Here is a 23,875-nt window from a genome sequence, read left to right as displayed (position 1 = left end):
CTTAACGAATATAATCTGTATTAGTTTGATTGACGTAGTCTTTAAATTGTTCAATAGAACCATGGCTTTGTAGCAAAGTTGCTAGAGAGAGTACGTATTTATAGGCATTGAGTGCTTTTTCTGTTTTGAGTAGGCTGAGTTGATTCTGTGCATCGATGACTTGAGTGGCGGTGCCCATATCTTCTTTAAATGATAATTGTTGGATTCTTAAGTTCTCTAACACTGCTTGTTCATTTTGTTGCAGTAATTGATTGGACTGCTGTGCTGTGGCGAGTTCACTATAGGATTTGTAGATAATATTCTCAATCTCTTGTTGGGTGCGCGCTGTCATAAGCTCTGTTGCATATCTTTGTAATTCAGCGGCTTGGACATTTTTGTTTTTATCAATCCCTGAAAATAGGTTGTAGCGAGCAGCAACACCCACAATCCAGTTTTGGTTTTGATCTAAACTATATTCCCCAAACGCAAAAAGGGTTGGTTTTTTTGCGGCGCTCTGTATTTTGACATTTTGATTGGCAAGCTGCGTATCCATTTGCATTTTTCGAACTAGGCTTGAAGTTTCAGGATAAGAAGCAAGGAGTTGGTTGAGTGATTGGCTTTGCTGACGATTGACAAATAAAGGTGTCGTCAGTTGATCAATTTTGGATTTATGCAATAAATTTTGAAGTTGGAACTGACTGGCTTGTAAATTTGCCGAAGCATTTTGTTCTGAACGCTGGGCATTATTGCGCGCAACTTCAAATTGCATGCGCTGTCCTTTGCTAATAAATCCCTGTTTTTCAAGTTTGAGTGAATTGTCATAGTGTTGTTGCATTGCACTCAGATTGAATTGACTGGCATTGAACAGCTGTTGTTGTAATTGCACATTAAAATACGCCTGAATCACTTCAAAACGTTGTGTATCTTGCTGTTGTTTAGCATCGAGTTGACTACGTTCAACTTTTAAATTGGCAATTTGCTTTGTTGTTGATGTAATCCCGCCAGTATAGATTGGCATCATCACAGAAACTGTAGGGCGAACAACTTCATCTTCAAGGACAACATTGGCTGTATCTGGAATTAAGCCAATACCACTATGAATTCCTTGGTTTAGTCCTTGTTTTAAAGGATCTGTGATATTCGATGGAATGTTCTGTTCAGATTGCCATTGATCAACCCGATCATTCACCCCTTGTGAAAGCGTCTGTTCCAGATTATTTTTGACCCCATTTAGCGGAATATCTGTTTCAGTATGAAACTTATAGGCACGTACATTTAAATCGATGCGAGGTAGACCAATATTTTTGACAGCCTCTGCTTGAAGTTTAGATGCTTGATTGAGTGCTTGATTGGCTTGGGTAGTATAAGAATTTTCAAGTAAATATTGTTCTGCTTGTACATAGCTTAGATTTTCAGCAAAGGTGACAGATACAAAGGCCGTATTTAAGGCTGCAAAACTGCTTACTTGTATCAATTTTGATAATGCTTTAAGTGAATAGCAAGTTTTAAATTTCATCTGAAAAATCATCAGCATTTGTTTAAATTTGAGACTATTCTAACCTTGAATGACTAGAATAAATAATCTAAATGTATACTTTAATATGTGTGGTTTTTGTAGTTTCGATCATCAGTATAAATCCGATTAAATTATAATCAAAACCATGATAATTCAATCAATAAATTAAATCTCAAATAGATATAGGGAGAATAAAAATGGCAAGAATTACCGTTGAGTCCGTGGTCACAGCACCAATTGAATTGGTTTGGGATATTTATAATAATCCTGAGGATATACAGCAATGGAATACCGCTTCATCGGATTGGCACACGGTCAATTCTAAAAATGATTTACGTGTGGGTGGTCAATTTTCAAATCGTATGGAAGCCAAAGATGGCAGTATGGGCTTTGATTTTGCGGGTACATATACTGAAATTATTCCGCATAAAAAAATTGCCTATTCTTTTGGCGAGCGAAATGCTGAAGTTCACTTTGCACAGAAAAATGATGCTGTTGTGGTGAGAATTAGTTTTGATCCTGAAACGATCTATCCGATTGAGCAACAGCAAGCAGGTTGGCAAGCAATTTTAGATAATTTTGCTCGTTATGTAGAAAATAAAGTTTAGTTCTGCACAAACGTACAATACAAAACATTTCCACAGACTTACTTTGATCTTCTGAAATTCGTTTAGATTAAAGTTGAGTGTTGTTGTGGAAATCTTTCTTTATACCTTGAGTGTGATGTATAGCCCTGGTCCTGTAAATTTCATTGGATTGAATTCAGGACTGCTTGGGCAGCTTAAACAATCCATCGGTTTTTTCATTGGGGTGGGTTGTGCAATGTTATTTCTATTTCTGACTTTGGGCTATGTTGGTGAGGCTGTTATTCCTCACCACTGGCTACACTATATTTCTTTGGTCGGGGCGGTGTATACATTTTATATGGCTGTTAAAATGTTGACAGCCTATTTAGAAAGTACTGAAAAAGCCGAACATCAACTGACCTTCTTAAATGGTTTCTTAATTCAATTGTTTAATCCTAAAGGGATTCTGGTAATTTTACCCGTCACGACAATTATGTATCCTGCGGCTAAAATTACAGGCGTAATGATTTTTATTGTATCTTTGATTATTTCAATGGGTGCTGCTGGAGCGCCATTTGTATATGCTTTGGCGGGCAAGTTTTTAGGAGATAAAATTTCTGATCCTAAATGGTTTAATTATTTAAATAAAATTATGGCAATCATGCTGATTGTTACAGGACTTGGAATGCTACGCGATTTTATTGTAGGAATGCATTTGCTGTGATTAATCACTAGCTTGAACTGAATCTGTGTGTATTTACGCCTAAGGCAAATGATTGATCTTTTTCCAATGTGCAGGGCTGAGCCCAAACGCTTGTTTAAAATGTCGGGTCATATGGCTTTGATCATAAAATCCAGCATCTGTTGCCGCCGCAACCAAAGAAGCCCCTTTGATTAAATTGATTTTAACTTTTTCCAGCCTGCGCATAGTTAAATAACGATGTGGGCTGGTTCCAAACAATAAGCGGAAGTCGCGTGACAAACTCCAGCGGTCGCGTCCAATATTTTTTTCTAAATCATCCAAACTGATATTTCGTTCAGATACAGCATGAATAAATTCTCGAGCTTGTTCTGCTGCACGATAGTCAAAACTCAGTCGTTGTGATAATGGTTGAACAGAAATCTCATTCAAAGCCATGGCCAGATCATACAGCGCATCTTCTTCTTCCAAGACTTCCATATGATTTTCGATGCTTTGTAGAAAAGTATTGGTGGCTTTAAATAATCGAGGATCTGTGCTGATCCCGTGTTGGATAAAGGGGAGAGGTTTACCCTTTAAAATAGATTGAATTTTTGCAGGTTCTATATATACCATACGATAGCGGAAACCGTCTTGAGTACCTGATTCACCATCATGTTTTTCATCAGGATGCAGCACCATGGTCATACCTTGCTGGCTATGTTGCATGACACCTTGATAATGAAAACTTTGAACGCCTGAAAGTGTGCGACCAATAGCATAGGTATCATGCCGATGTGGTTCATAGGCATGATCATTAAAAAATGCTTCGATACGTTCAAATCGATCTGTTTCCGATGCTGTGCGAATCCAATCCTGATGATTTGATGCTGGCATTGAACATCACCAATGAATAAAGTTTAAGCTAGATAAATTATAACTGAACTCAGCTGATAAATTGAGTTTTCTATTGGTATATGGTTATGCGCAACGAATGTTCTAGTCTTGTGCAGTCAGCTAGAAAAGCAGGTCGATAACAAGTCATTGTTTTAGCGTTGTGTTTAAAAATATCAATGAGCAGTCTAGCGACAATATTTTGCTTCTCTCAATATCGATAGTTAATTGAATTATCAACTCTAAATCTCTAAACATATTGAAATATTGACTGACAAAGCTACTGCATGAAAGGTCGATTTGTGGTTAAATGCGCCTATTTCATTCGTTTCACTTTTAAAAAGGGAAAAATCATGCGCGCGTACAATTTCTGTGCTGGTCCTGCTGCATTACCTACCGCCGTTTTAGAAAAAGCTCAGGCTGAGTTATTGGATTGGCATGGTAAAGGCTTATCCATCATGGAAATGAGCCATCGTAGCAAAGACTATGTGGCTGTCGCTGAAAAAGCAGAAGCAGACTTACGTAAATTGATGAACATTCCAGAGAACTATAAAGTATTGTTCTTACAAGGTGGTGCATCACTTCAGTTTTCTGCAATTCCACTCAATTTATTGGGTAAAAATTCTAAAGCTGATTATATTCATACTGGGATTTGGTCAGAAAAAGCTACTCAAGAAGCGCAACGTTATGGCGATATCAATATCGTTGAAGCGGCAACAAGCATCAATGGAAAGCTTGCAATTTCTGAGCAAAGTGCATGGAACTTGTCAGACGATGCAGCTTATGTCCATTATGCTGAAAATGAAACAATTGGCGGTATTCAATTTGCCAATATTCCAGAAACAGATAAACCTTTAGTTTCTGATTTTTCATCAAGTATTTTATCTGCACCATTAGACGTATCTAAGTTTGGTTTGATCTATGCTGGAGCACAAAAGAATATTGGTCCAGCAGGTTTAACCCTTGTAATCGTGCGTGATGATTTATTGGATCAAGCAAAACCTGAAATTCCAAGCTTGTTAAAATATGGTTCACAAGCGAAGAATGATTCTATGGTGAATACGCCAGCAACTTATGCTTGGTATTTGTCTGGTTTGGTTTTTGAATGGTTACTTGAGCAGGGCGGTGTAGACGCAATGTATAAAACCAACCTTGAAAAATCTAAATTGCTATATGGTTATATTGATTCTAGTGATTTTTATAATAACCCGATCGCACTTCCAAACCGTTCAATCATGAATGTACCGTTTACTTTAGCAGATGAAGCATTGGATAAATTATTCTTGAAAGAAGCTGAAGAAAATCATTTGCTCAATCTTGCTGGTCATCGTTCAGTGGGTGGTATGCGAGCAAGTATTTATAACGCTGTACCTTTAGAAGGCGTACAAGCACTTGTCAACTTTATGGATGACTTTGCTCAACGTAACGGCTAATCTCACTTCAAAACATTTAAATGATTTGTTGTAGTTGAACAGGACCTTAATTTTTTCCTTGATTGAATAAACAGGGGAGGGGAAATTAGGGTCTGTTGACATTTCATAAATGGCTTGCGTTGTAGGTTAAAATTGAGCAGGCAAGGCATGAAACGAAGAGAATAGCGAGACTATTTTCGAGTTTCATAACGAAGGCTGAGATAATTTTAGCCACAACCCTGAGCAAGAACAAAGCACTGCTTTGTTTGCAGCGCAAGGCGCAGCTGGGGACTAGCGTATTTTTTGCCGCTACGTCGTTACGAGCTACTTATTTAGAATGACTAAATTTCGTATTTCGTACCTAGTATCGCCTAAAAAACACACGTAGTCGCAAACGTAGACGAATTGTCAACAGACCCTAAAGTCTTAGACATAAAAAAATCCCTCCAGAGTGAGGGATTTTTTTATGTGGGATAAATGTCGTGAAACATTAAGTCGTCGGGAATATGCCTAATATATGGATCATCATTGCAGCTAAAAACATACCTAGAACAAAAAAGCAGCAGGCTCCTTTATCCAAGCGTAAGTGAAAACCACTAACTTGATTGATTAGACTAGTCGATTGTTCAGGTATAATTTTCATTACTGAGCCTAGATTTTTAAATTATTGTTTAAATCCTATTGGTTCGTCGTATTTTTAACATAATTGACTGGTTAAATAAAGTGCTAAATTACATTATTAATATGTTGTGGCTTTTATTATCTCCCGATCCATAAAAATATTATGAATTTATAATCATGATTTTGTGGATACATTGTGGATAACTTGACTATTTTTTAGTCTTTATATGGATAATAATCTGATTTAAGTATAAAAATGAAGTCTATTTTTTAACAAGCTCATGATATTTATTGGTTTAATTTTTATGCTTAAGCTACTGTTTTTAAATTTATTTTTGAATTCGTTTTCTTGGGGTTTTTCAAATAGGGGAATGTATTTATTATTTAAATAAACAGGCGATATTCTTCAACTTAAATAGTTTTAGAAAGGGCTGATTATTTAATTTTGAATTTAAACTGTGGATAACTGGTAAATTTGAATTCAAAAAGATAAAAAGTGAGAGCATCTATTTAGATATAATAGAAATGTTACAAAACATGTAATAAAAAAGCATGATGGGTTTTCCATCATGCTGATCATGTGTTTTTTGAATCAAGCAGCAGAATAAATGTTTGCTTGAATCCAGATATTACCGCGAATATATTGTCCAATTTCAAAATTTTTGAAAGCAGGATCCTTGGTTGCGATACGGACTAAAATTGCGGGTTGGTTCTCTTCAAGAATTAAAGTCACATCATAAAGGGTATAGTCTTGTTGCATAAACTGCATTTGAGTTTTACCGACCACTTTACCTTGAAACCAAGCTTCATCTTCTTGCCCTAGCGTTTCTCCATAGAGGTATGCCACCATTTTAGAAAAATCGACAGTAACAGGCGCTTTATCATCTTCTGACTTCGCTTCCCATGCATCAATTTGCTCTTGAAGGTTCTCAGGTGCAATACCATTATTTTGTGACAGAATATCGTTTAATGCACGATGGTGTTTGATTGAAGCAGGATCATCAACAATGATTTGTTCATGGTCAGAAACTTTTTCAAGTTCATAGGCCCATGCATTCAGTTGAACTTTATATTGCTGATCTTGCATATATTGATGGCCGTTTACACTGTACAAGCTGTCAAATGCATAAACTACGCTATTTGTTCCTACTTTTAAGCTAAGTACTGCTTGAGTATTGGTTTTACAGGTAATAATACGGTCAATAGAAGCATTTAATTGATAGGGACTTTCAAAACTTGGGAAAGCCGTTTTTACAGCTTTAGGTTTGTTATTCTCAACATCAATCACTTGACAGAGTTGTACAGAAGAACCGCTTGGACCTTGGATTAACCAAGTTGATACATCCATATCGCATTCTTTTGAACAAAGCCCCATGGGCATCACTGGTGCATCCAAAGCCAAACCTAACCATTTGGGCACTTCGGACGTTGGATTTTCAGTCAATAGACTCCAATGTTCGACATGGCTACCAAAATTCTGATCTTCTATGATAATTGTTTCAGGTCTGTTTTGATTGTTCATTTTCACGATTTTAAATGCCTCTCTTATGCTATTAAATCGAGGGTGATTGCTAGATTTCAAGTCCTGAAATGTAAAATCATAAGAAAAACCAGAATATTAAACTCAATTACCATAAACCACACCCGAAATTGTACTTTTAATCACCAAAAGTGAAATGCAAAGTTTGATTGAATCTGAAAGTCGTTAAAAATTTGCGCGATAAATAAAAGAATATGCATAGGACAGCGAAGCGGCATTTTGCTAAAATGTTGAAAAATCTTTATCAGAGATGTTGTGTGCTGCCATTTAAACTTTGGGTCGATGCAGATGCTTTACCTAAAATTCTTCGTGAAGTGATCTTACGTGCATCAGACCGTTATCAATTAGAAGTTACTTTTGTTGCAAATCAGCCTGTGGGCATTACGCCGTCTGTACGGATCAACTCAATTCAAGCAATGTCGGGTGCAGATCAAGCTGACCAAGAAATTGTTGATCGTATGGGGGAGCATGATATTGTGATTACTCAGGATATCCCTTTAGCGGCACAGGTTATTGAAAAGGGCGGTGTGGCAATTCACCCACGTGGAGAGGTGTACACTTCAGCCAATGTCAAAGCTCGCTTACATTTGCGTGATTTTATGGATACTTTGCGTGGTGCAGGTGTACAAACAGGTGGGCCACCACCGATTTCTGAGCGTGATAAACGTGAATTTTCGAGTAGCTTAGACCAAACCATTCTCAAGCAGAAACGTAAGACTTCGATATAAGTTTAACTCATGCTTTGAATAATCATCTGCGACTGATTTTTTCCACCTTTTGAATGAATCGACCTCGTTTTTCAATAGATCTTCACATTGCTTGATTAAGATTTAATTGAATTTGCAAAGATCAATGTAGAAATTCATTTTTAAACCCAGCACATTTTAATTCACATCCAGCAGTCATTTAGGAATCTATATGCCCTCCAAATCCAACCTGATGACGACTTATATTTTATTGGTCTTCATTTGGGCAAGTACGCCTTTGGCAATTGTATGGAGTGTGGCAGATTTACATATGATGTGGGCTTTGGTTTTGCGGTTTTTTATTGCTTTGCCGATTGCTTTAATTCTATTGCTGATTTTAAAAGTTAAATTACCGTACAATAAAATTGCTTTACATAGTTATTTAGCAGGCTCATTTAGTCTGATTGGTTCGCAAATTTTTACCTATGCTGCGACCAGTTATTTAAGTTCAGGTATTATTGCTTTGATGTTTGGATTAGCTCCAATTATGGCAGGGCTTATTGGTCGTTTTGTTTTTGGTCAAAGATTATTGGGGATTCAATGGCTTGGGATGCTGGTTGCTGTTATTGGCCTCGCCATTATTTGTACCAGTAGCGGGGCAAGTCAACATGTGCATCCTGTTGGAATCTTGTTGATGTTGATGAGTGTATTTACCTATGCTTTTTCGATCTTTTGGGTAAAAAAAGTAAATGCAGATGTCGTTCCAATGGCGCAAGCAACAGGTTCAATCTTGGTTTCTACGTTGGCTGCAATGTGTATTATTCCTTTTATTTGGCAGTATGCACCTACGCATATTCCCGAAACCAAATCATTATTAGCATTGATTTATACCGTATTGATGGCTTCATTACTGGCGATGTTTTGTTATTTTAAATTGGTGCAAAATATTAAAGCCACGACTTTGTCATTGACGACTGTGATGACCCCGTTGATTGCCATGTTTTTAGGCGCGATGCTCAATAATGAAAAACCGACAATGAGTGTGTTTATTGGTGCGGCGGTTTTGATCTCTGGACTAATTTTATACTTCTATAAAGATTTTAAAGCGCGTCAATTGCTGGCTAAAAAGATTGAAAATTAGCATCGAATTTTTCTTTTGTCTTTAGATTTTATGCTGCGTGATTAACCTTAAACTAAGTTTGGATTCATGCTTTTTAAATAAGATGTGTTTTTAATTTTTATACTAAGTTAATCATGATACTTACAAAATGATGAAAGCCAATATGAGTCATTTTAAATAAAGCACTTTTTATAAAATAGTATATTTACTTCACCATTTTAGATAAAAGCAATCATGATAATAATTGAAGATATTGAGATAAAAGAATAAAGATAAATGGCATAGGATAAAAATAATAACCAAAATGAGTTGAAGAGAAATGACGAAGCAGATCCGCTTTAACGCCTTTGAAATGAATTGTATTGCCCATCAATCTCCTGGTCTATGGCGTCATCCTTCAGATCGTTCGACAGAATATAAAGATATTGAGTATTGGACTGACCTTGCTAAAATCTTGGAAAAGGGCGTGTTTGATGGCATTTTTATTGCGGATGTACTCGGGATATATGATGTTTACCACCACAGTGCAGAACATGCATTAACAGGTGCAGTACAAGTCCCAGTCAATGATCCTTTGCAAATTGTCCCAGCGATGGCTGCGGTAACACAGAACTTAGGTTTTGGTGTAACGACATCAATATCTTTTGAACATCCTTATCCTTTTGCACGAAGAATCAGTACATTAGATCATCTTACCAAAGGTCGGGTGGGATGGAATATTGTCACTTCTTATTTGGAAAGTGGTTCTAAGAACTTGGGGCTAACTACGCAATTAAATCATGATGATCGCTATGATGTTGCCGATGAGTATTTAGAAGTGCTGTATAAGCTGTGGGAAGGGTCTTGGGAAAATGATGCTGTTTTAAGAGATAAGCAGGCTGGAATCTTTGCTGATCATACAAAAGTTCATCCCATTTTACATGAGGGGAAATACTTTAAAGTCCCTGGTATTCATATTTGTGAACCTTCGCCACAACGCACGCCTGTGCTATACCAAGCAGGTGCGTCAGCTCGGGGACAAAAATTTGCAAGCCAAAATGCCGAATGTATTTTTATTGCGCCACCGTCAAAAATAGCAGCGAAGAAAATTGTTCAAAGTATTCGTGAAAAATTAAAACTGGAAGGGCGAGATCCTTATGCGGTTAAAATTTATAGCTTATTGTCAATTGTAACCGATGAAACGGATCAAAAGGCACAGGCGAAATTTAAAGAATATCAGTCTTATGGAAGCTATGATGGTGCATTGACATTGGTGTCTGGTTGGTCTGGTGTGGATTTTTCACAGTATCAACCGCATGATAAAGTTGAGTATATTGAAACCAATGCGATTCAATCGATGTTAGATGCTTATGTCAATGCAGATCCTAACCGTATTTGGACAATTGAAGAAATTGCCCATTGGAATAGTGTGGGGGGAAATGGTCCTGTATTGGTCGGTTCAGCACAAACGGTTGCAGATGAGTTACAACAATGGGTAGAAGATACCGATGTCGATGGTTTTAATTTAGCTTATATTCTTGCTCATCAAACTTTTATTGATATTGTAGATTTTATTGTACCTGAGTTACAACGTCGTGGTGTTTATCAAACAGAATATCGTCAGGGGACTCTACGAGAAAAACTATTTCAACAAGGTGCTTATTTGCCAGAGAATCATCGAGGCGCACAATATCGCAAAGAGAATACGGATAGATTGGCACAAGCAAGTTAGTTTAAATTCAATTTTAAATATGCATTTTAAATAATTATTTATTGCATATTGATTGAGCTCATTAGTTAGAGTCCAGCCCACATAATGTGGGCTTTTTTATGATTTTAATAGTTATGAATTTTAATGATAAATTTATGATTTTGTTTTGAATAATAAATGCATTTATTCGTATAAATAGTATAAAAAAATAGTGCTAGTTTAAATCTATACTTATTTAAAAGAGTAACAACAATGACGGATTTAAACCAAAAAAACTTTTCTTCTCAGACAGCGGTTCCTTTGCAATTTTTTGAATTGAATCATGATGCACATGTTATTCAATCGGATGCGGAAGCCATTCAAGTAGCGAAAAATTTGGCCAAAGAGTTTGCCAAAGAAGCATCGCAACGTGATTATGAACGTCGTTTGCCGCTTGAGGAGATACAGCTCTATTCACAAAGTGGTTTATGGGGAATTAATATTCCTCAGGCATTTGGTGGGGCTGAAGTGAAATATCGTACTTTAGCGGAAGTGGTGAAGACCATTTCTAGTGTAGATCCTTCACTTGGGCAAATTGCTCAAAATCATTGGGCTTTTATTGAGCATCTCCGTTTAGATGCCAGTCCAGAGCAGCAACAATTTTTCTTTGCTGAAATTTTAAAAGGCCGACGTTTGGGCAATGCGTTTTCAGAAAAAGGTAGTAAGACAGTTGCTGACTTAGAAACCAAAATACATAAAACAGCCCAAGGCTATGAAATTAATGGTCAAAAATTCTTTGCTACAGGGGCTTTATTGGCACATTGGGTACCTGTCGTAGCAGTTAATGAAGGGGGGCTGCCTGTGGTTGCCTTAACGCCACGGACCAGTACAGGTCTAGAAATTGTTAATGATTGGTCTGGATTTGGACAAAGAACCACAGCGAGTGGAACTGTGTTATTAAAACAAGTTCAAGTCGATGAAAAATATATTGTGCCGATTCACAAAGCCTTTGAAAGACCTACAGCAGCAGGTGCTATTTCTCAATTTATTCAAGCCGCAGTAGATGCGGGTATTGCTCGTGGTGCAATTGATGAAACGATTCAATATGTACGCTTACATTCACGCCCTTGGATTGACTCAGGTTTAGAGAAAGCCAGCGATGATCCGTATACCATTGCAAGTATAGGGGAGTTAAAAATCAAATTACGTGCAGCCGAAGCTGTTTTAGACTTGGCTGGTGATGCAATTGATCAAGCAATTGCCAATCCATCTGAAGAGAATGCTAATCACGCGGCATTACTGGTTGCAGAAGCCAAGGTATTAACAACTGAAATTGCCATTCTGGCTTCAAATAAATTATTTGAATTATCAGGTACTCGTTCAACATTGTCTGAATTAAATTTAGATCGCCATTGGCGTAATGCCCGTACTCATACTTTGCATGATCCTGTACGTTGGAAATTTAATTTAGTCGGTAATTATTATCTCAATAACATTCACTTACCACGCCATGCGTGGAGTTAAGAATAAAAATAACCAACAGATGGAGAGAAAAAATGGGTAACTTAGATATTCAAAACCGTTTTATTGAAGATTTATCAATCTCAGCAGACTATGAGAAGGTTGCGTCAAAGTATCGTGCGATTTTTGAAAAGATTTCACAAGGTGTCGTTGAGCGCGAGCAACAGCGTATATTGCCGTACGAGCAAATAGACTGGTTAAAACATGCAGGTTTTGGTGCATTACGTGTACCAGTCAAGTTTGGTGGAGATGGGGTATCTTTACCTCAGTTATTTCAATTGCTCACTGAACTTGCAAAGGCCGATTCAAATATTGTGCAAGCATTGCGGGGGCATTTCGCTTTTGTTGAAGATCGATTAAATGCACATAAGTTTAAGAATCAAGAATTATGGTTTAAACGTTTTGTCCAAGGTGATTTGGTGGGGAATGCATGGACTGAGATCGGCCATGTAAAAATTGGTGATGTGATTACCCGAGTAACTCAAAATAATAATCAATTGCTGGTCAATGGGAAAAAGTACTATTCAACAGGCACAATCTTTGCGGATTGGGTTGATTTATTTGCCTATGATGAACGTACGGATCAGCATGTTATTGCTGCGATTTCTCGACATGCTTCTGGGGTTGAAGTACAGGATGATTGGGATGGTTTCGGTCAAAAAACCACGGGAAGTGGCACTTTAACATTAAGCAATGTTGCAGTCGAAGCAGACCATATTTTGCCCTTTGAGCAACGTTTTAAATATCAGACTGCGTTCTACCAAGTGATTCATTTGGCGACCTTATCGGGGATTGCACAGTCAGCAGTTGCAACATTTATTCATGAAGTACAAAAGCGTGATCGTATTTTTAGTCATGGCAATGCTGATTTAGTACGTAATGATCCACAAATTTTACAAGTGATTGGTAAGGCTTCCGCACAAGCCTATGCAAGTGAAAGCATTACCACGCAAACAGCAGAAGCTTTACAGCGTGCATATATCAGTCACTTTAGTGAATCCGAAGTAAAAAATATTCAAGCAAATAATGATGCTGAATTAGAAGCGGCACAAGGGCAGGTGGTTATTTCTGATTTAGTCTTGGATTTAACCAGTAAGTTGTTTAATGCGCTTGGCGCATCTGCAAGTACCACCACAAAACAACTTGATCGCTTCTGGCGCAATGCGCGGGTCGTATCTTCACATAATCCAGTCGTATATAAGGAAAAAGTGATTGGTGATTGGGAAGTCAATCGTGAACCATTGCCATTTGTTTGGCAAATTGGAACAAGCCCAAAAGTTGGCGTTGCCTAAAATTTAAATTTTAATCACCTTTAGTTCAAGGCTTGCGTATGCAAGCTTTTGATTTTTATAAGGACCATAAAGAATAATAATTATTGTACTCATGAGTATACAAAATGGCAGATTTGGTACTATGAGGAGAAAATAAAGTTAAGTAGATTAGTACAGCAAAAAACAAATACAACGAGGAAATCATGTCGCTTAAAGGAAAAACACTTTTTATTACCGGTGCAAGCCGAGGAATAGGGCGAGAGATTGCACTAAAAGCTGCACAAGATGGTGCGAACATTGTGATTGCTGCAAAATCTACACAAGAGCATCCTAAATTAGGAGGCTCGATTTTTACTGTTGCTCAAGAAGTTGAGGCGGCAGGTGGTCAAGCTTTAGCACTTCAACTGGATGTACGTGATCAAGATGCGGTTGCGCTTGCCATGAAACAAGCAGCAGCGCATTTCGGTAGAATTGATATTTTAATTAACAATGCTGGTGCGATTAAACTGTCTGGCGTAGAGACGCTTGATCCAAACCGTTTCGATTTAATGTATCAGATTAATACACGTGCTGTGATGGTATGTAGTCAAGCTGCGTTACCGTACTTAAAAAACAGTGACAATCCACATATTTTAAATCTTTCACCGCCGTTAAACTTGGATGAAAAATGGTTTGCCAGCTATGCGCCTTATACCATTACTAAATATGGTATGAGTATGCTGACTTTAGGGATGAATCAAGAGTTTGCCAGTTTTGGCGTAAGTGTAAATTCACTTTGGCCGAGAACGATTATTGCCACAGCTGCAATTGAGTTTTCTTTAGGCGGTAAGCAATTATTTAGCAGAGCTCGTAAACCGAACATTATGGCAGACGCCGCTTATCGTATTTTAAACAGTGAGAAACGTGCTTTAACAGGACGTTTGTTGATTGATGAAGAAATCCTACGAGAGTCGGGTATTACAGATTTTTCTGAATATCGCTATGCTGATTCAGAGGATGAGTTGATGGTAGATTTGTTTGTTAAAGAATAATTGCTGAGCGGATCGCGCCAATAATTCGTACCGATTTTAAAATCCTAGTTTGATTGTTTAAAATCGGTACATTAAAACATTGGAAATTTTTATAAAAAAGCAGAAGATATAATATTGAATCTAAAAAATGAGTGAGATGTAATTTCGTGTATGAGTTAGATTGTAAGTTGCTCAGTATTTTTTACTATATCTACAAGTTTAAAAGTGTTTCTGTTGCCGCAGATCATTTAGCGATGAGCCAACCTACAGTAAGCAATATTCTGAACAAAATTCGTGTTCATTATAACGATCCGTTATTTTTACGGATTGGTAATGAAATGGTGCCTACAGAATTATCTAAACAACTTTATCCTTTGATCAGTGAAGCACTGAGTAAAGTTGAAATTATTAATAATTTTAGTGTGGATTTTGATGAAACAGCATCTCAGCAACAATTTACAGTTGCGATGACGGATGTTTCTCACTTAGTTTTATTGCCTAAAATTTCTCAATATCTCAAAGCACATGCACCGCATGTCAAATTAAATGTTCGTGCCATCACCTCTGAAACCAGTTATCAGATGGCAAATGGTGAAATTGATTTGGCGATTGGTTTTTTACCGCAATTAGAAAATGGTTTCTATCAACAAAAATTATTCGAACAATTTTATGTGGTGATTGCATCTAAAGATCATCCACGATTAACTCAACAAAGCATGACCGTTGAGCAGTATTTGAGTGAATCACACATCGATATTGATGCAGGGGTGGGGCATTATCACATCGCCAATGAGCTGTTAAATTTGGACTTAAAGCGTAATGTATTGATGCGTATTCCGAGTTATCTTGGTGTTGGCTTAGTGGTGCAAGATACTGACTCGATTGCAACCGTTCCTTATTATTTGAGCGAAGTCTTGTTGTCACGAGGAAACTTACAAATTTTTCCAGCACCAATTTCGTTTCCGACTTATTCGATTAAGCAGTATTGGCATATGTCATGTCACCATAAAACCAGCCATCAGTGGTTAAGACATATGTGTTATGAGATTTTTAGTCAGGTGAACTCAATGCCTTTACCTAGTCAGTTATTAAGCCATGGCGATCAGCCTGAAGTTTAGAGGATTTTTTAAACTAAATAGCTTAAGAACAGTTATCCTTTTAAGATTAATTTGCTTGATGCTCTGAATCGGTTAGCTTATCAGGTGTCATCAATGCTTGATTGACATAGAGTTTGATTAAGCGTTCACGAGAGCCAATAGACTTTTGATAGTGCGTAGAATTTAACAATAATGATGCGCCATAAGTCACTGTCCAGATATAAGACAAGTAATCACGGATTGACATACTACTGTTTAAGGCTTTGAGATGTGCTCCGAAAAGATCTTTAATTTCTAAAATACGTTGCTCACGTATGCTATAAAGATCTTCGAATAAGTCTTTGAGTTTACGTTCATTATTGGTTAAACGCTCTTCAATCACATGCAGTAAAATTGTTCGATTCGAATTTAACATGTTATATAACATGTATTCGGATACATAGATTTTAATATCGTGATGATAGGCTTTAGAAATATCTAAAAGTCGTTTTTCATTCAAGATTATCAGTTCAAGATACAGCTGGTTTTTACTTTTAAAATGTTTATAGATCGTTCCTTTTGCGATATCAAGTTCAGCAGCAAGCTCACTTAACGTAATATCCTGATTATTATCAAGCAATAAGGTTTCTGCCATTGCTAAAATTTTCTCTTTGCGAAGAAGAAAATTCTGTTGGCGCACTGAACTCATTCTATTGATCCAAAACCGCTGATGAAGAACTGGACTCAGAGTATATCAGCTATTTCGCTGATTCAATAAAACTATAGTCCATCATATTCAATAAAATATTTATTTTTTTAATGTATTTAATAATTTAGCTTTTATATAAGTAAATTAGGAGAGATAAAATTTCAACGAACAATTTATAAAACTAAACTTAAGTATGGTCATAAGATGAATATAAAGAAACTGTAAGAGATGTACCGTTTAAAAACATATTTAGTTAGCAACGACTTTACAAAAAAACCTGATCATTTGATCAGGTTTTTCTTTTTAATAAAGCTCTTAGAAATTAATCCGCGCGGCGCCAAATGGTACCTTGACGTGTATCTTCCAGTACTACACCTTGAGCAAGCAAAGACTGACGGATTTCATCTGCACGGGCAAAGTCTTTATTTTTCTTGGCATCAACACGTTGTTGAATGAAATCTTCAATATCAGCCTCGGATAAGCCAAGTGCTTCTTGACCAATGTCTGATTTTAAAAAGTCATCTACATTGTATTGAACCAAGCCAAGGATATTGGTCAAGTGGCGTAAAGTAGAATAATAAAGCGTAGATTGCGCTGCATTCTCTTCTTTAACCGCACGATTTAATTCTTTAATAATTTCGAATAAAACTGCAATTGCTTCAGATGTATTGAAGTCATCACGCATTGCTGAATTAAAGCGCTCGACGAGCGTTTCATCTAACAGGTCTGTGGTTTTATTGCCATAGACTTGTTGATACGCTTTAAATGCATGATAAAAACGAGAAAGCGTAGTTTTTGCTTCTTTTAGTGCAAAGTCCGAGAAGTTTACAGGGCTACGATAGTGTGATGACACAATAAAATAACGAATCACTTCAGGATGGAATTTCTCCATCACATCACGAATGGTAAAAAAGTTGCCTAAAGATTTAGACATTTTTTCGCCATCGACATTAATAAAGCCAACATGCATCCAGTAGTTTACATATTGTTCATCTGTTGCAGCTTCTGATTGCGCGATTTCATTTTCATGATGTGGGAATAAAAGATCTGAACCGCCACCATGAATATCGAAATGATTGCCTAAGCAGCAAGTTGACATTGCTGAACATTCAATATGCCAACCTGGACGGCCATTGCCCCAAGGTGAAGCCCATGAAGGCTCATTTTCTTTAGCATGTTTCCATAGCACAAAGTCAAATGGATGCTTTTTCTCAACTTCAACATCAACACGTTCAGAAGCGCCAGCTTGCATATCGTCAAGTTTACGTCCCGAAAGTCGGCCATAGTTCTTAAATTTTTCAACTTCAAAATAGACATCGCCATTTGCAGAAGGGTAAGCCGTGCCTTTATTGACAAGGTTACCAATCATATTCTGCATTTGATCGATATAATCTGTTGCGCGGGGTGCCTCATCAGGTGCTAAGCATCCTAAATTTTCGGCATCATCATTCATCGCCTTGATAAAACGATCGGTCAAAGCTGTAATGCTTTCGCTATTTTCATTGGCACGCGCAATAATTTTGTCATCGATATCTGTGATGTTACGAACGTATTTAACATTCCAACCTTGACTACGTAAAAAACGAATAATGTAGTCAAAAGCAACCATCACCCGAGCATGGCCTATATGACAGTAATCATAAACTGTCATACCGCACACATACATGTCGATATGTCCTTCTTTACGGGGAACAAATTCAACTTTTTTTCGTTGCTCAGAGTTGTAAAGAACAAATGGTTGCATAGGTTTTCTAAAGGCTTCAACAAAATGATGATTAATCTTAACCTAAGCTCCATATTTCATAAAGTTTTATACGTTATTTTTCTAAGAAAATGAAATTTATACATTTAGGAAAGCAGCCTATTGTATTGCTATGCTAAAATAGCAAAAATATTCCATTCGATATTCAAAACTCTTTATAGAGTTAAGGTTAGCCCATTTTGAATCCTGAAAATAAATCAAATCAAGTTGATTTTCAAAAAGTTGCACTTGAAACTTTACGCATTGAAGAACATGCCATAGAGATTTTAGCGGCTCAAATTGATGAACGCTTTACGCGCGCATGTGAAATTATTTTACAGTGCCAAGGTCGTTTAGTGATTACGGGGATGGGGAAATCTGGGCATATTGGGCGGAAAATGGCAGCAACTTTCGCATCAACAGGTACACCTTCATTCTTTATGCATCCTGGTGAAGCCGGACATGGTGATTTGGGAATGTTGGTCAAAGGTGATGTGTTGATTGCAATTTCAAACTCTGGAAAGAGTGATGAGATTATGATGTTGATGCCACTGATTAAGTATTTGGAAGTGCCTTTGATCACCATCAGTGGTGATGACAAAGGACCTATGCCACAAAATGCAGATGTTGCGTTGACACTTGGAAATATTAAAGAAGCATGTCCATTAGGTTTGGCACCCACCTCGAGTACTACTGCAACATTGGTATTGGGCGATGCACTGGCTGTGGCGTTATTAGATGCACGTGGTTTTACTGCAGATGATTTTGCAATGTCACATCCTGCTGGTGCATTGGGTAAACGATTGTTGTTACATGTAAAACATTTGATGCGTACAGGCACTGATTTACCAAAAGTATTTCCTGATACACCAATGAATAAAGTTTTGTATGAAATTTCCAATAAGCGTTTAGGTTTAACCACTGTTGTCGATGAAAATGACACCTTATTGGGCATATTTACCGATGGTGATTTACGCCGTTTAATTGATAGACAACAAGGTTTTGATGTGAACTTGCCTGTATCCGCGGTCATGGTTCAAAATCCTTCAACCATTTCTAAAGAAGCACGTGCAGTTGAAGTTTTAGAAAAAATGAATGAAAAGAAAATTAGTCAATTTATTGTCGTTGATGATGCCAATAAAGTGATTGGTGTAATTAGTATGCATGACCTGATTCAAGCTGGAGTAAATTAATCAATGGCTTCTTATGTTTTACTGGAACAAGCGCGTCATATTGAAGCATTGGTTTTAGATGTAGATGGAATTTTGAGTGATGGTTTTGTGACGTTGACCAATACAGGGGATGAAATTAAATCTTTTGATATTCGCGACGGATTAGGCATGAAGCTGGTGCAAAAATCTGGAATTAAAGTCATCATTATCACAGGACGTAAAAGCAATATTGTTGAAAAACGTATGGCTGATCTTGGCGTGGATTTGGTCTTTCAAGGTCGTGAAGACAAAGGTGCTGCACTTAAAGAAGCCTGTGCTCAATTCAATTTAGATCCTGAAGACTGTTTATATATGGGCGATGATTGGCCAGATCTTTCTGCCTTTGCAATTGCAGGGATGAAAGTCACTGTTCCCAATGGGCATGTAGAAGTGCGGCGCCGAGCAGATTTAGTCACTCAGGCGATGGGTGGGCGTGGAGCTGTACGTGAAGTCTGTGATATGTTGATGATGGCTAAAGGCACTTACCAAGAATTACTTGAAAAATATACAGCTATACCGCATTAATAGCGTAAATTCAGATTGATCAAATGTTGAATGTAACTTATGGATACTAAGGTTTTATATGTGACTGCAGTTGTCATCGCGGCAATCAGTGGTGGCTATTACTATTACAGTGGGAAAGGCAAAAAGTTGGATGCGAATTCAGCCAAAAGCATGACGTATACTGCTGAGGGTATCCAGTTGGTCCAAACAGATGAAAAGGGTAATCTTTATGTTCGTGCTCAAGTGGATCGTTTAGAACAAGATTTACAAAGAAAAACTTCAACACTGAGTAACCTCAATGCTTCGATGTTTCATCAAAATAAAGTTGATTCAACTTTTTTTGCAAAACAAGCACGAGGATTTAATGACAATGAAAAAGTCGTTTTATCTGGACAAGTTAAAGCGACCAAGATTGGTGAACGAGGGACCATGGAATTTCAGACAGACGAGTTAACAGGGTATCCTAAAATACGTCAGTTTGAAACGACTCACCAAGTGACTGTTAATGCACCTGATGCAGAATTTATTAGTCAGGGTTTAAAAGCTGATTTAAACCAAGGTCAATATGAATTTGCACATATTCGAGGAAAGTATGTACCTAACTAAGCCTTTTTTAATGAAACAATCTTTCCTAATAAAAGCGATCTGCACTGCCGGTTTAATGGGCTTGTCTGCAGCAGCATTTGCATTACCGTCAGATCGTAATCAGCCAATCTCATTGGTTGCAGATAAAGCAACCTATAATGAAGCTGCGGGTGTAACGACATATACTGGTAATGTTATCATTGAGCAAGGTACAATGAAGCTTCAAGCTGCTTCAATTGTGGCTCAATTGAATAAGAATAAGCAAATTAGTACCATTACTGCCACTGGGGGGCCCGCAAAGTTTCAACAACAAGTTGATACGGCTAAGGGTGTTGCTCGTGGAGAAGCACAAAAAATTATTTATAATGCCGAAACAGGTATTATTAATTTAATTGGTAATGCTTATCTATATCAAGATGGAGCAAGTATTCGCAGTAGTTCATTAAAATACAGTATGAACAAAGGCGATATTGAAGCTTCTGGTAGTTCAAATAGCACAGGTTCAGCGAAAGGACGTGTACAAATTATTATCCCGCCAAATAGTACCAAGTCTTTCCCCGGAGCGCGTGATTAATGACAGCATCAAATCAGCCTCAAGTGCTTTGTATCAAACATTTAGCAAAAGTTTATAGTAAACGTTGGGTGGTCAAAGACGTTTCATTCAGTATGCAAAGTGGACAAATTGTGGGTTTGCTTGGGCCGAATGGTGCGGGTAAAACCACCAGTTTCTATATGGTCGTTGGTTTGGTGCGAATGGATAAGGGCGAAATTCATCTTGATAATGAAGATATTTCTGATTTAGCTATGCATCAGCGTGCACGTAAAGGAATTGGTTATCTTCCACAGGAAGCTTCAATTTTCAGAAAGTTAACCATTGCTGAAAATATCATGGCCATCCTTGAAACACGTAAAGACTTAGATAAACAGCAGCGTCAACAACGTCTCAAAGAATTATTGGAAGATTTTAAAATCACCCATATTAAAGATTCTCTTGGAATGAGTGTGTCAGGTGGTGAGCGCCGTCGTGCAGAGATTGCACGCGCACTTGCAGCTGATCCAAAATTTATGCTTTTGGATGAACCTTTTGCAGGTGTCGATCCAATCTCGGTAGGTGATATTAAAGATATTATTCGCCAGTTAAAAGATCGTGGCATCGGGGTTTTGATTACCGACCATAATGTTCGTGAAACTTTAGCGATTTGTGAGCATGCTTATATTGTGAGTGAAGGTGCTGTGATTGCGGAAGGTACGCCAGAAGAAGTGTTGGCAGATGAAACCGTGCGCCAAGTGTATTTGGGTGATGATTTTACTGTCTAACGACTCAGCGTTTTTAAAAAGATGAAGGACTTCCCCTTCATCTTTTTTTTATTTTTTGAGACCCAAATTTTAAAAATTCCAATTTTGATTCAATATTTTATTAATTATTATTTCATTTAAATTTAACAACATAGTTTTAATGTGATGCTATTCACATATAGAGAAATGTGTTACATGTTTTGTTTAAAATTTAATCTAAGTTGAATTCTTAAGTTTCTATAATACCCATAAAAATTAAATGGGAATTTATTATTTTTAAACGCTATGAGTAGTATGGGAATAATAGAGTATTTTGTTTTAAAAAGGTAAGACTATTAATAAAATTTAAATAAATTTATAAAAGTGATCATTGGTAATGTCAGTAATGAATATAAAGTGATAATTAAATTTAATCGCAATAAATTGGTAAAATAAACAAGTAAGATTTTAATTAAATGATAATTGCATCACAAAGTAATGGTTTTAAAAAGATCAATCATTTAGCTATTATAGACAAGCACTGTTTTTTATATGTATATGTGATTTTAATATTAAAAATATACACTTGTGAAATTTATCTCACTTATTTATCTTTTTTGCATAACAGTAAATTATAAGACGGAAAAATATTATGAAAAACATCACTATTTATGAAAAAGGAACAGCTAAAGTTCTTACTCAAGATTTAGTTAATAAACACTACTCAGTGTATAAAGTAAATCTTGATAGCGCAGAAATAGCTAAGATTGTAAAAGTTAATAATAATTTGGAGGTTTATTTACAAAATGGAGAAAAAGTTGTAATTGATGATTTCTTTATCGGTGAAAAACCAAAAGAATTTACAATAGAAACTTCAGATGGAAAGCATTATTTACTTAACTTTCTTGAATTTGATGAGAGTGGTACAGTAACTAAAATTGATTATTTAGGGATTACCGATTTTCAAGAATACTTAGTTGGTGATCATTCTGTTGCACCAGCTTGGGCATGGATTGCAGCTGGAGCAGGAGTGATCGGTATTGCAGCAGCGTCAGGAGGAAGTGGTGGTTCAAACCATTCGGGAAATGGTGATAAAACAGGACCAAAACTAAGTTATGATATTTTAGATAATCAGAAAATTAAAATCACTACAGATGAAGCAAGTAAAATTACAATAGTCGATGCGAGTGGTAAAATAATTGGATCAGGACAACTAAATCAAGCAGGTGCGCTTGAAATTAATTTAACAAGACCTTTGGTTGATAATGAAAAAATTACTATTACAGCAACAGATAATGCAGGGAATAAAACAACTGAAACAATAAATGTGGGTGATGTTACAAAACCTGAAGTCGAAATAAATATTATTGATAATGATACTATTCAGGTCAATTCAAATGAACCTGGTAGTAAAGTTATAATTAAAAATGAAGCAGGGCAAATAATTGCTGAGGGTGTAATTGGTCCTGATGGAAAATTAATAGTTGATTTAAATACACCTTTAACTGACGGCAGTAAGATTATTGTTGATGTTATTGATGCTGCAGGTAATCAAACAGAAAAAGTAATTACAGTAGGTGATGTAACACCGCCAAATATTAGTACAACAATTCAAGATGCAACCCATATTCAAGTTACTTCTAATGAAGCCGGTCAAGTTAAAATCACGGATAGTCATGGTAATGTAATTGGTGTGGGTACAATCACCGGCAATAACACAGTTGATAATATCCAGTTAACCCGACCACTTACAGATGGTGAAAAAGTTACGGTCACTGTGACAGATGATGCTGGTAATCCAAAAACGATTGAAATTACTGCAGGTGATGTAACTGCACCAGTGATCACTACAACCATTCAAGATGCGACCCATGTTGAAGTTACTTCAAATGAAATAGGTCAAGTTAAAATCACAGATAGTTCAGGCAATGTGATTGGAACAGGAACGGCAACGGGGAATGGTATTGTTGATAACATTCAGTTAACCCGACCACTTACAGATGGTGAAAAAATTACAGTCACTGTGACAGATGGTGCTGGTAATCCAAAAGCGATTGAAATTACAGCAGGTGATGTCACAAATCCACAATTCCAATCTTCGCATGTGGATAGTACAGGAACACAATTAACCCTTAACTACAGTGAAACCCTTGATCCATTACATCCACCCGTTGCTGGTAACTTCACAGTGACTGTAGACGGTCAAGTTGTACCTGTAACCGGTGTTACAGTGAATGGCTCTACCGTGGTGTTGACTTTGGGTACACCAGTCACAGCAGGTCAAGCAGTG

At 37.0% G+C, this 23,875-nt stretch carries 21 protein-coding genes; 16 read left to right on the top strand and 5 right to left on the bottom strand.

Annotated elements, in window-relative coordinates; translation table 11 throughout:
• Nucleotide 1: 1 nt before the first annotated feature.
• Nucleotides 2–1,495: a TolC family protein gene (locus tag AC07WY_RS05780; RefSeq protein ID WP_034613744.1), complete on the bottom strand. Its 1,494-nt coding sequence runs from the start codon at nucleotides 1,493–1,495 to the stop codon at nucleotides 2–4.
• 197 nt (nucleotides 1,496–1,692) lie between these two features.
• Here AC07WY_RS05780 and AC07WY_RS05775 point away from each other — a divergent pair, with 197 nt between their 5' ends.
• Together AC07WY_RS05775 and AC07WY_RS05770 are read left to right on the top strand one after the other, a co-directional pair.
• Entirely contained in the window at nucleotides 1,693–2,103 is a 411-nt protein-coding gene (locus tag AC07WY_RS05775) for an SRPBCC domain-containing protein (protein ID WP_262086230.1), read from the top strand.
• Nucleotides 2,104–2,188: 85 nt separating this feature from the next.
• Entirely contained in the window at nucleotides 2,189–2,785 is a 597-nt protein-coding gene (locus AC07WY_RS05770) for a LysE family translocator (RefSeq protein WP_056512125.1), read from the top strand.
• 39 nt (nucleotides 2,786–2,824) lie between these two features.
• Here AC07WY_RS05770 and AC07WY_RS05765 read toward each other — a convergent pair whose 3' ends face one another.
• Nucleotides 2,825–3,637: an AraC family transcriptional regulator gene (locus AC07WY_RS05765; RefSeq protein WP_004822608.1), complete on the bottom strand. Its 813-nt coding sequence runs from the start codon at nucleotides 3,635–3,637 to the stop codon at nucleotides 2,825–2,827.
• Between the two features lie 350 nt (nucleotides 3,638–3,987).
• Between AC07WY_RS05765 and serC the strand changes: the two genes are divergently transcribed.
• Entirely contained in the window at nucleotides 3,988–5,067 is a 1,080-nt protein-coding gene (gene serC, locus AC07WY_RS05760; RefSeq protein ID WP_262086228.1) for a 3-phosphoserine/phosphohydroxythreonine transaminase, read from the top strand.
• A gap of 1,192 nt (nucleotides 5,068–6,259) precedes the next feature.
• Here the strand turns inward: serC and AC07WY_RS05755 are convergent.
• Nucleotides 6,260–7,189, bottom strand: coding sequence for a hypothetical protein (locus AC07WY_RS05755; RefSeq protein WP_004822598.1), 930 nt, complete (start codon nucleotides 7,187–7,189; stop codon nucleotides 6,260–6,262).
• A gap of 245 nt (nucleotides 7,190–7,434) precedes the next feature.
• On the opposite strand from AC07WY_RS05755, the gene AC07WY_RS05750 reads away from it, so the two are divergent.
• The 7 genes from AC07WY_RS05750 to AC07WY_RS05720 all read left to right on the top strand — a co-directional run bounded on the left by AC07WY_RS05750 (nucleotide 7,435) and on the right by AC07WY_RS05720 (nucleotide 15,602).
• Nucleotides 7,435–7,935 (top strand): YaiI/YqxD family protein, encoded by a 501-nt coding sequence (locus AC07WY_RS05750; RefSeq protein WP_171066881.1) that lies wholly within the window; start codon nucleotides 7,435–7,437, stop codon nucleotides 7,933–7,935.
• A gap of 190 nt (nucleotides 7,936–8,125) precedes the next feature.
• Nucleotides 8,126–9,034, top strand: coding sequence for a DMT family transporter (locus AC07WY_RS05745; protein WP_262086456.1), 909 nt, complete (start codon nucleotides 8,126–8,128; stop codon nucleotides 9,032–9,034).
• A 298-nt stretch (nucleotides 9,035–9,332) separates the two neighbouring features.
• Nucleotides 9,333–10,724 carry an LLM class flavin-dependent oxidoreductase gene (locus AC07WY_RS05740; RefSeq protein WP_262086455.1) on the top strand — a complete coding sequence of 464 codons (1,392 nt, stop codon included), beginning with the start codon at nucleotides 9,333–9,335 and terminating at the stop codon, nucleotides 10,722–10,724.
• A gap of 231 nt (nucleotides 10,725–10,955) precedes the next feature.
• A complete protein-coding gene (locus AC07WY_RS05735) occupies nucleotides 10,956–12,206 on the top strand; it encodes an SfnB family sulfur acquisition oxidoreductase (RefSeq protein WP_494735935.1) in 1,251 nt (416 codons plus the stop codon).
• 32 nt (nucleotides 12,207–12,238) lie between these two features.
• A complete protein-coding gene (locus AC07WY_RS05730; RefSeq protein WP_494735934.1) occupies nucleotides 12,239–13,495 on the top strand; it encodes an acyl-CoA dehydrogenase family protein in 1,257 nt (418 codons plus the stop codon).
• Nucleotides 13,496–13,677: 182 nt separating this feature from the next.
• Entirely contained in the window at nucleotides 13,678–14,505 is an 828-nt protein-coding gene (locus tag AC07WY_RS05725; RefSeq protein WP_262086452.1) for an SDR family oxidoreductase, read from the top strand.
• Between the two features lie 146 nt (nucleotides 14,506–14,651).
• Nucleotides 14,652–15,602 (top strand): LysR family transcriptional regulator, encoded by a 951-nt coding sequence (locus AC07WY_RS05720; protein ID WP_004822592.1) that lies wholly within the window; start codon nucleotides 14,652–14,654, stop codon nucleotides 15,600–15,602.
• Between the two features lie 46 nt (nucleotides 15,603–15,648).
• Here AC07WY_RS05720 and AC07WY_RS05715 read toward each other — a convergent pair whose 3' ends face one another.
• Together AC07WY_RS05715 and cysS are read right to left on the bottom strand one after the other, a co-directional pair.
• Nucleotides 15,649–16,269, bottom strand: a complete 621-nt coding sequence (locus AC07WY_RS05715) for a TetR/AcrR family transcriptional regulator (RefSeq protein ID WP_262086451.1) — start codon at nucleotides 16,267–16,269, stop codon at nucleotides 15,649–15,651.
• 322 nt (nucleotides 16,270–16,591) lie between these two features.
• Nucleotides 16,592–18,013 carry a cysteine--tRNA ligase gene (gene cysS / locus AC07WY_RS05710; RefSeq protein ID WP_004822587.1) on the bottom strand — a complete coding sequence of 474 codons (1,422 nt, stop codon included), beginning with the start codon at nucleotides 18,011–18,013 and terminating at the stop codon, nucleotides 16,592–16,594.
• A gap of 197 nt (nucleotides 18,014–18,210) precedes the next feature.
• Between cysS and AC07WY_RS05705 the strand changes: the two genes are divergently transcribed.
• The 6 genes from AC07WY_RS05705 to AC07WY_RS05680 all read left to right on the top strand — a co-directional run.
• Nucleotides 18,211–19,203 (top strand): KpsF/GutQ family sugar-phosphate isomerase, encoded by a 993-nt coding sequence (locus AC07WY_RS05705; protein ID WP_494735933.1) that lies wholly within the window; start codon nucleotides 18,211–18,213, stop codon nucleotides 19,201–19,203.
• Nucleotides 19,204–19,206: 3 nt separating this feature from the next.
• Nucleotides 19,207–19,746, top strand: coding sequence for a KdsC family phosphatase (locus AC07WY_RS05700; protein ID WP_262086449.1), 540 nt, complete (start codon nucleotides 19,207–19,209; stop codon nucleotides 19,744–19,746).
• Between the two features lie 39 nt (nucleotides 19,747–19,785).
• Nucleotides 19,786–20,331, top strand: a complete 546-nt coding sequence (gene lptC, locus AC07WY_RS05695; protein ID WP_004822582.1) for an LPS export ABC transporter periplasmic protein LptC — start codon at nucleotides 19,786–19,788, stop codon at nucleotides 20,329–20,331.
• Nucleotides 20,332–20,341: 10 nt separating this feature from the next.
• Nucleotides 20,342–20,884 carry a lipopolysaccharide transport periplasmic protein LptA gene (lptA, locus tag AC07WY_RS05690; RefSeq protein ID WP_085942773.1) on the top strand — a complete coding sequence of 181 codons (543 nt, stop codon included), beginning with the start codon at nucleotides 20,342–20,344 and terminating at the stop codon, nucleotides 20,882–20,884.
• Nucleotides 20,884–21,627: an LPS export ABC transporter ATP-binding protein gene (gene lptB / locus AC07WY_RS05685; protein WP_151803313.1), complete on the top strand. Its 744-nt coding sequence runs from the start codon at nucleotides 20,884–20,886 to the stop codon at nucleotides 21,625–21,627. The genes lptA and lptB overlap by 1 nt, the downstream gene beginning before the upstream one ends.
• Before the next feature lie 610 nt (nucleotides 21,628–22,237).
• On the top strand, nucleotides 22,238–23,875 hold a 1,638-nt coding region (locus AC07WY_RS05680), incomplete at its 3' end, for an Ig-like domain-containing protein (RefSeq protein WP_494735932.1).

It is taken from the genome of Acinetobacter sp. GW821-FHT01C12 (genome assembly GCF_059422625.1).
Note: the sequence above shows the minus strand (reverse complement) of the source record. Positions and strands in the feature narration are given on the sequence as shown.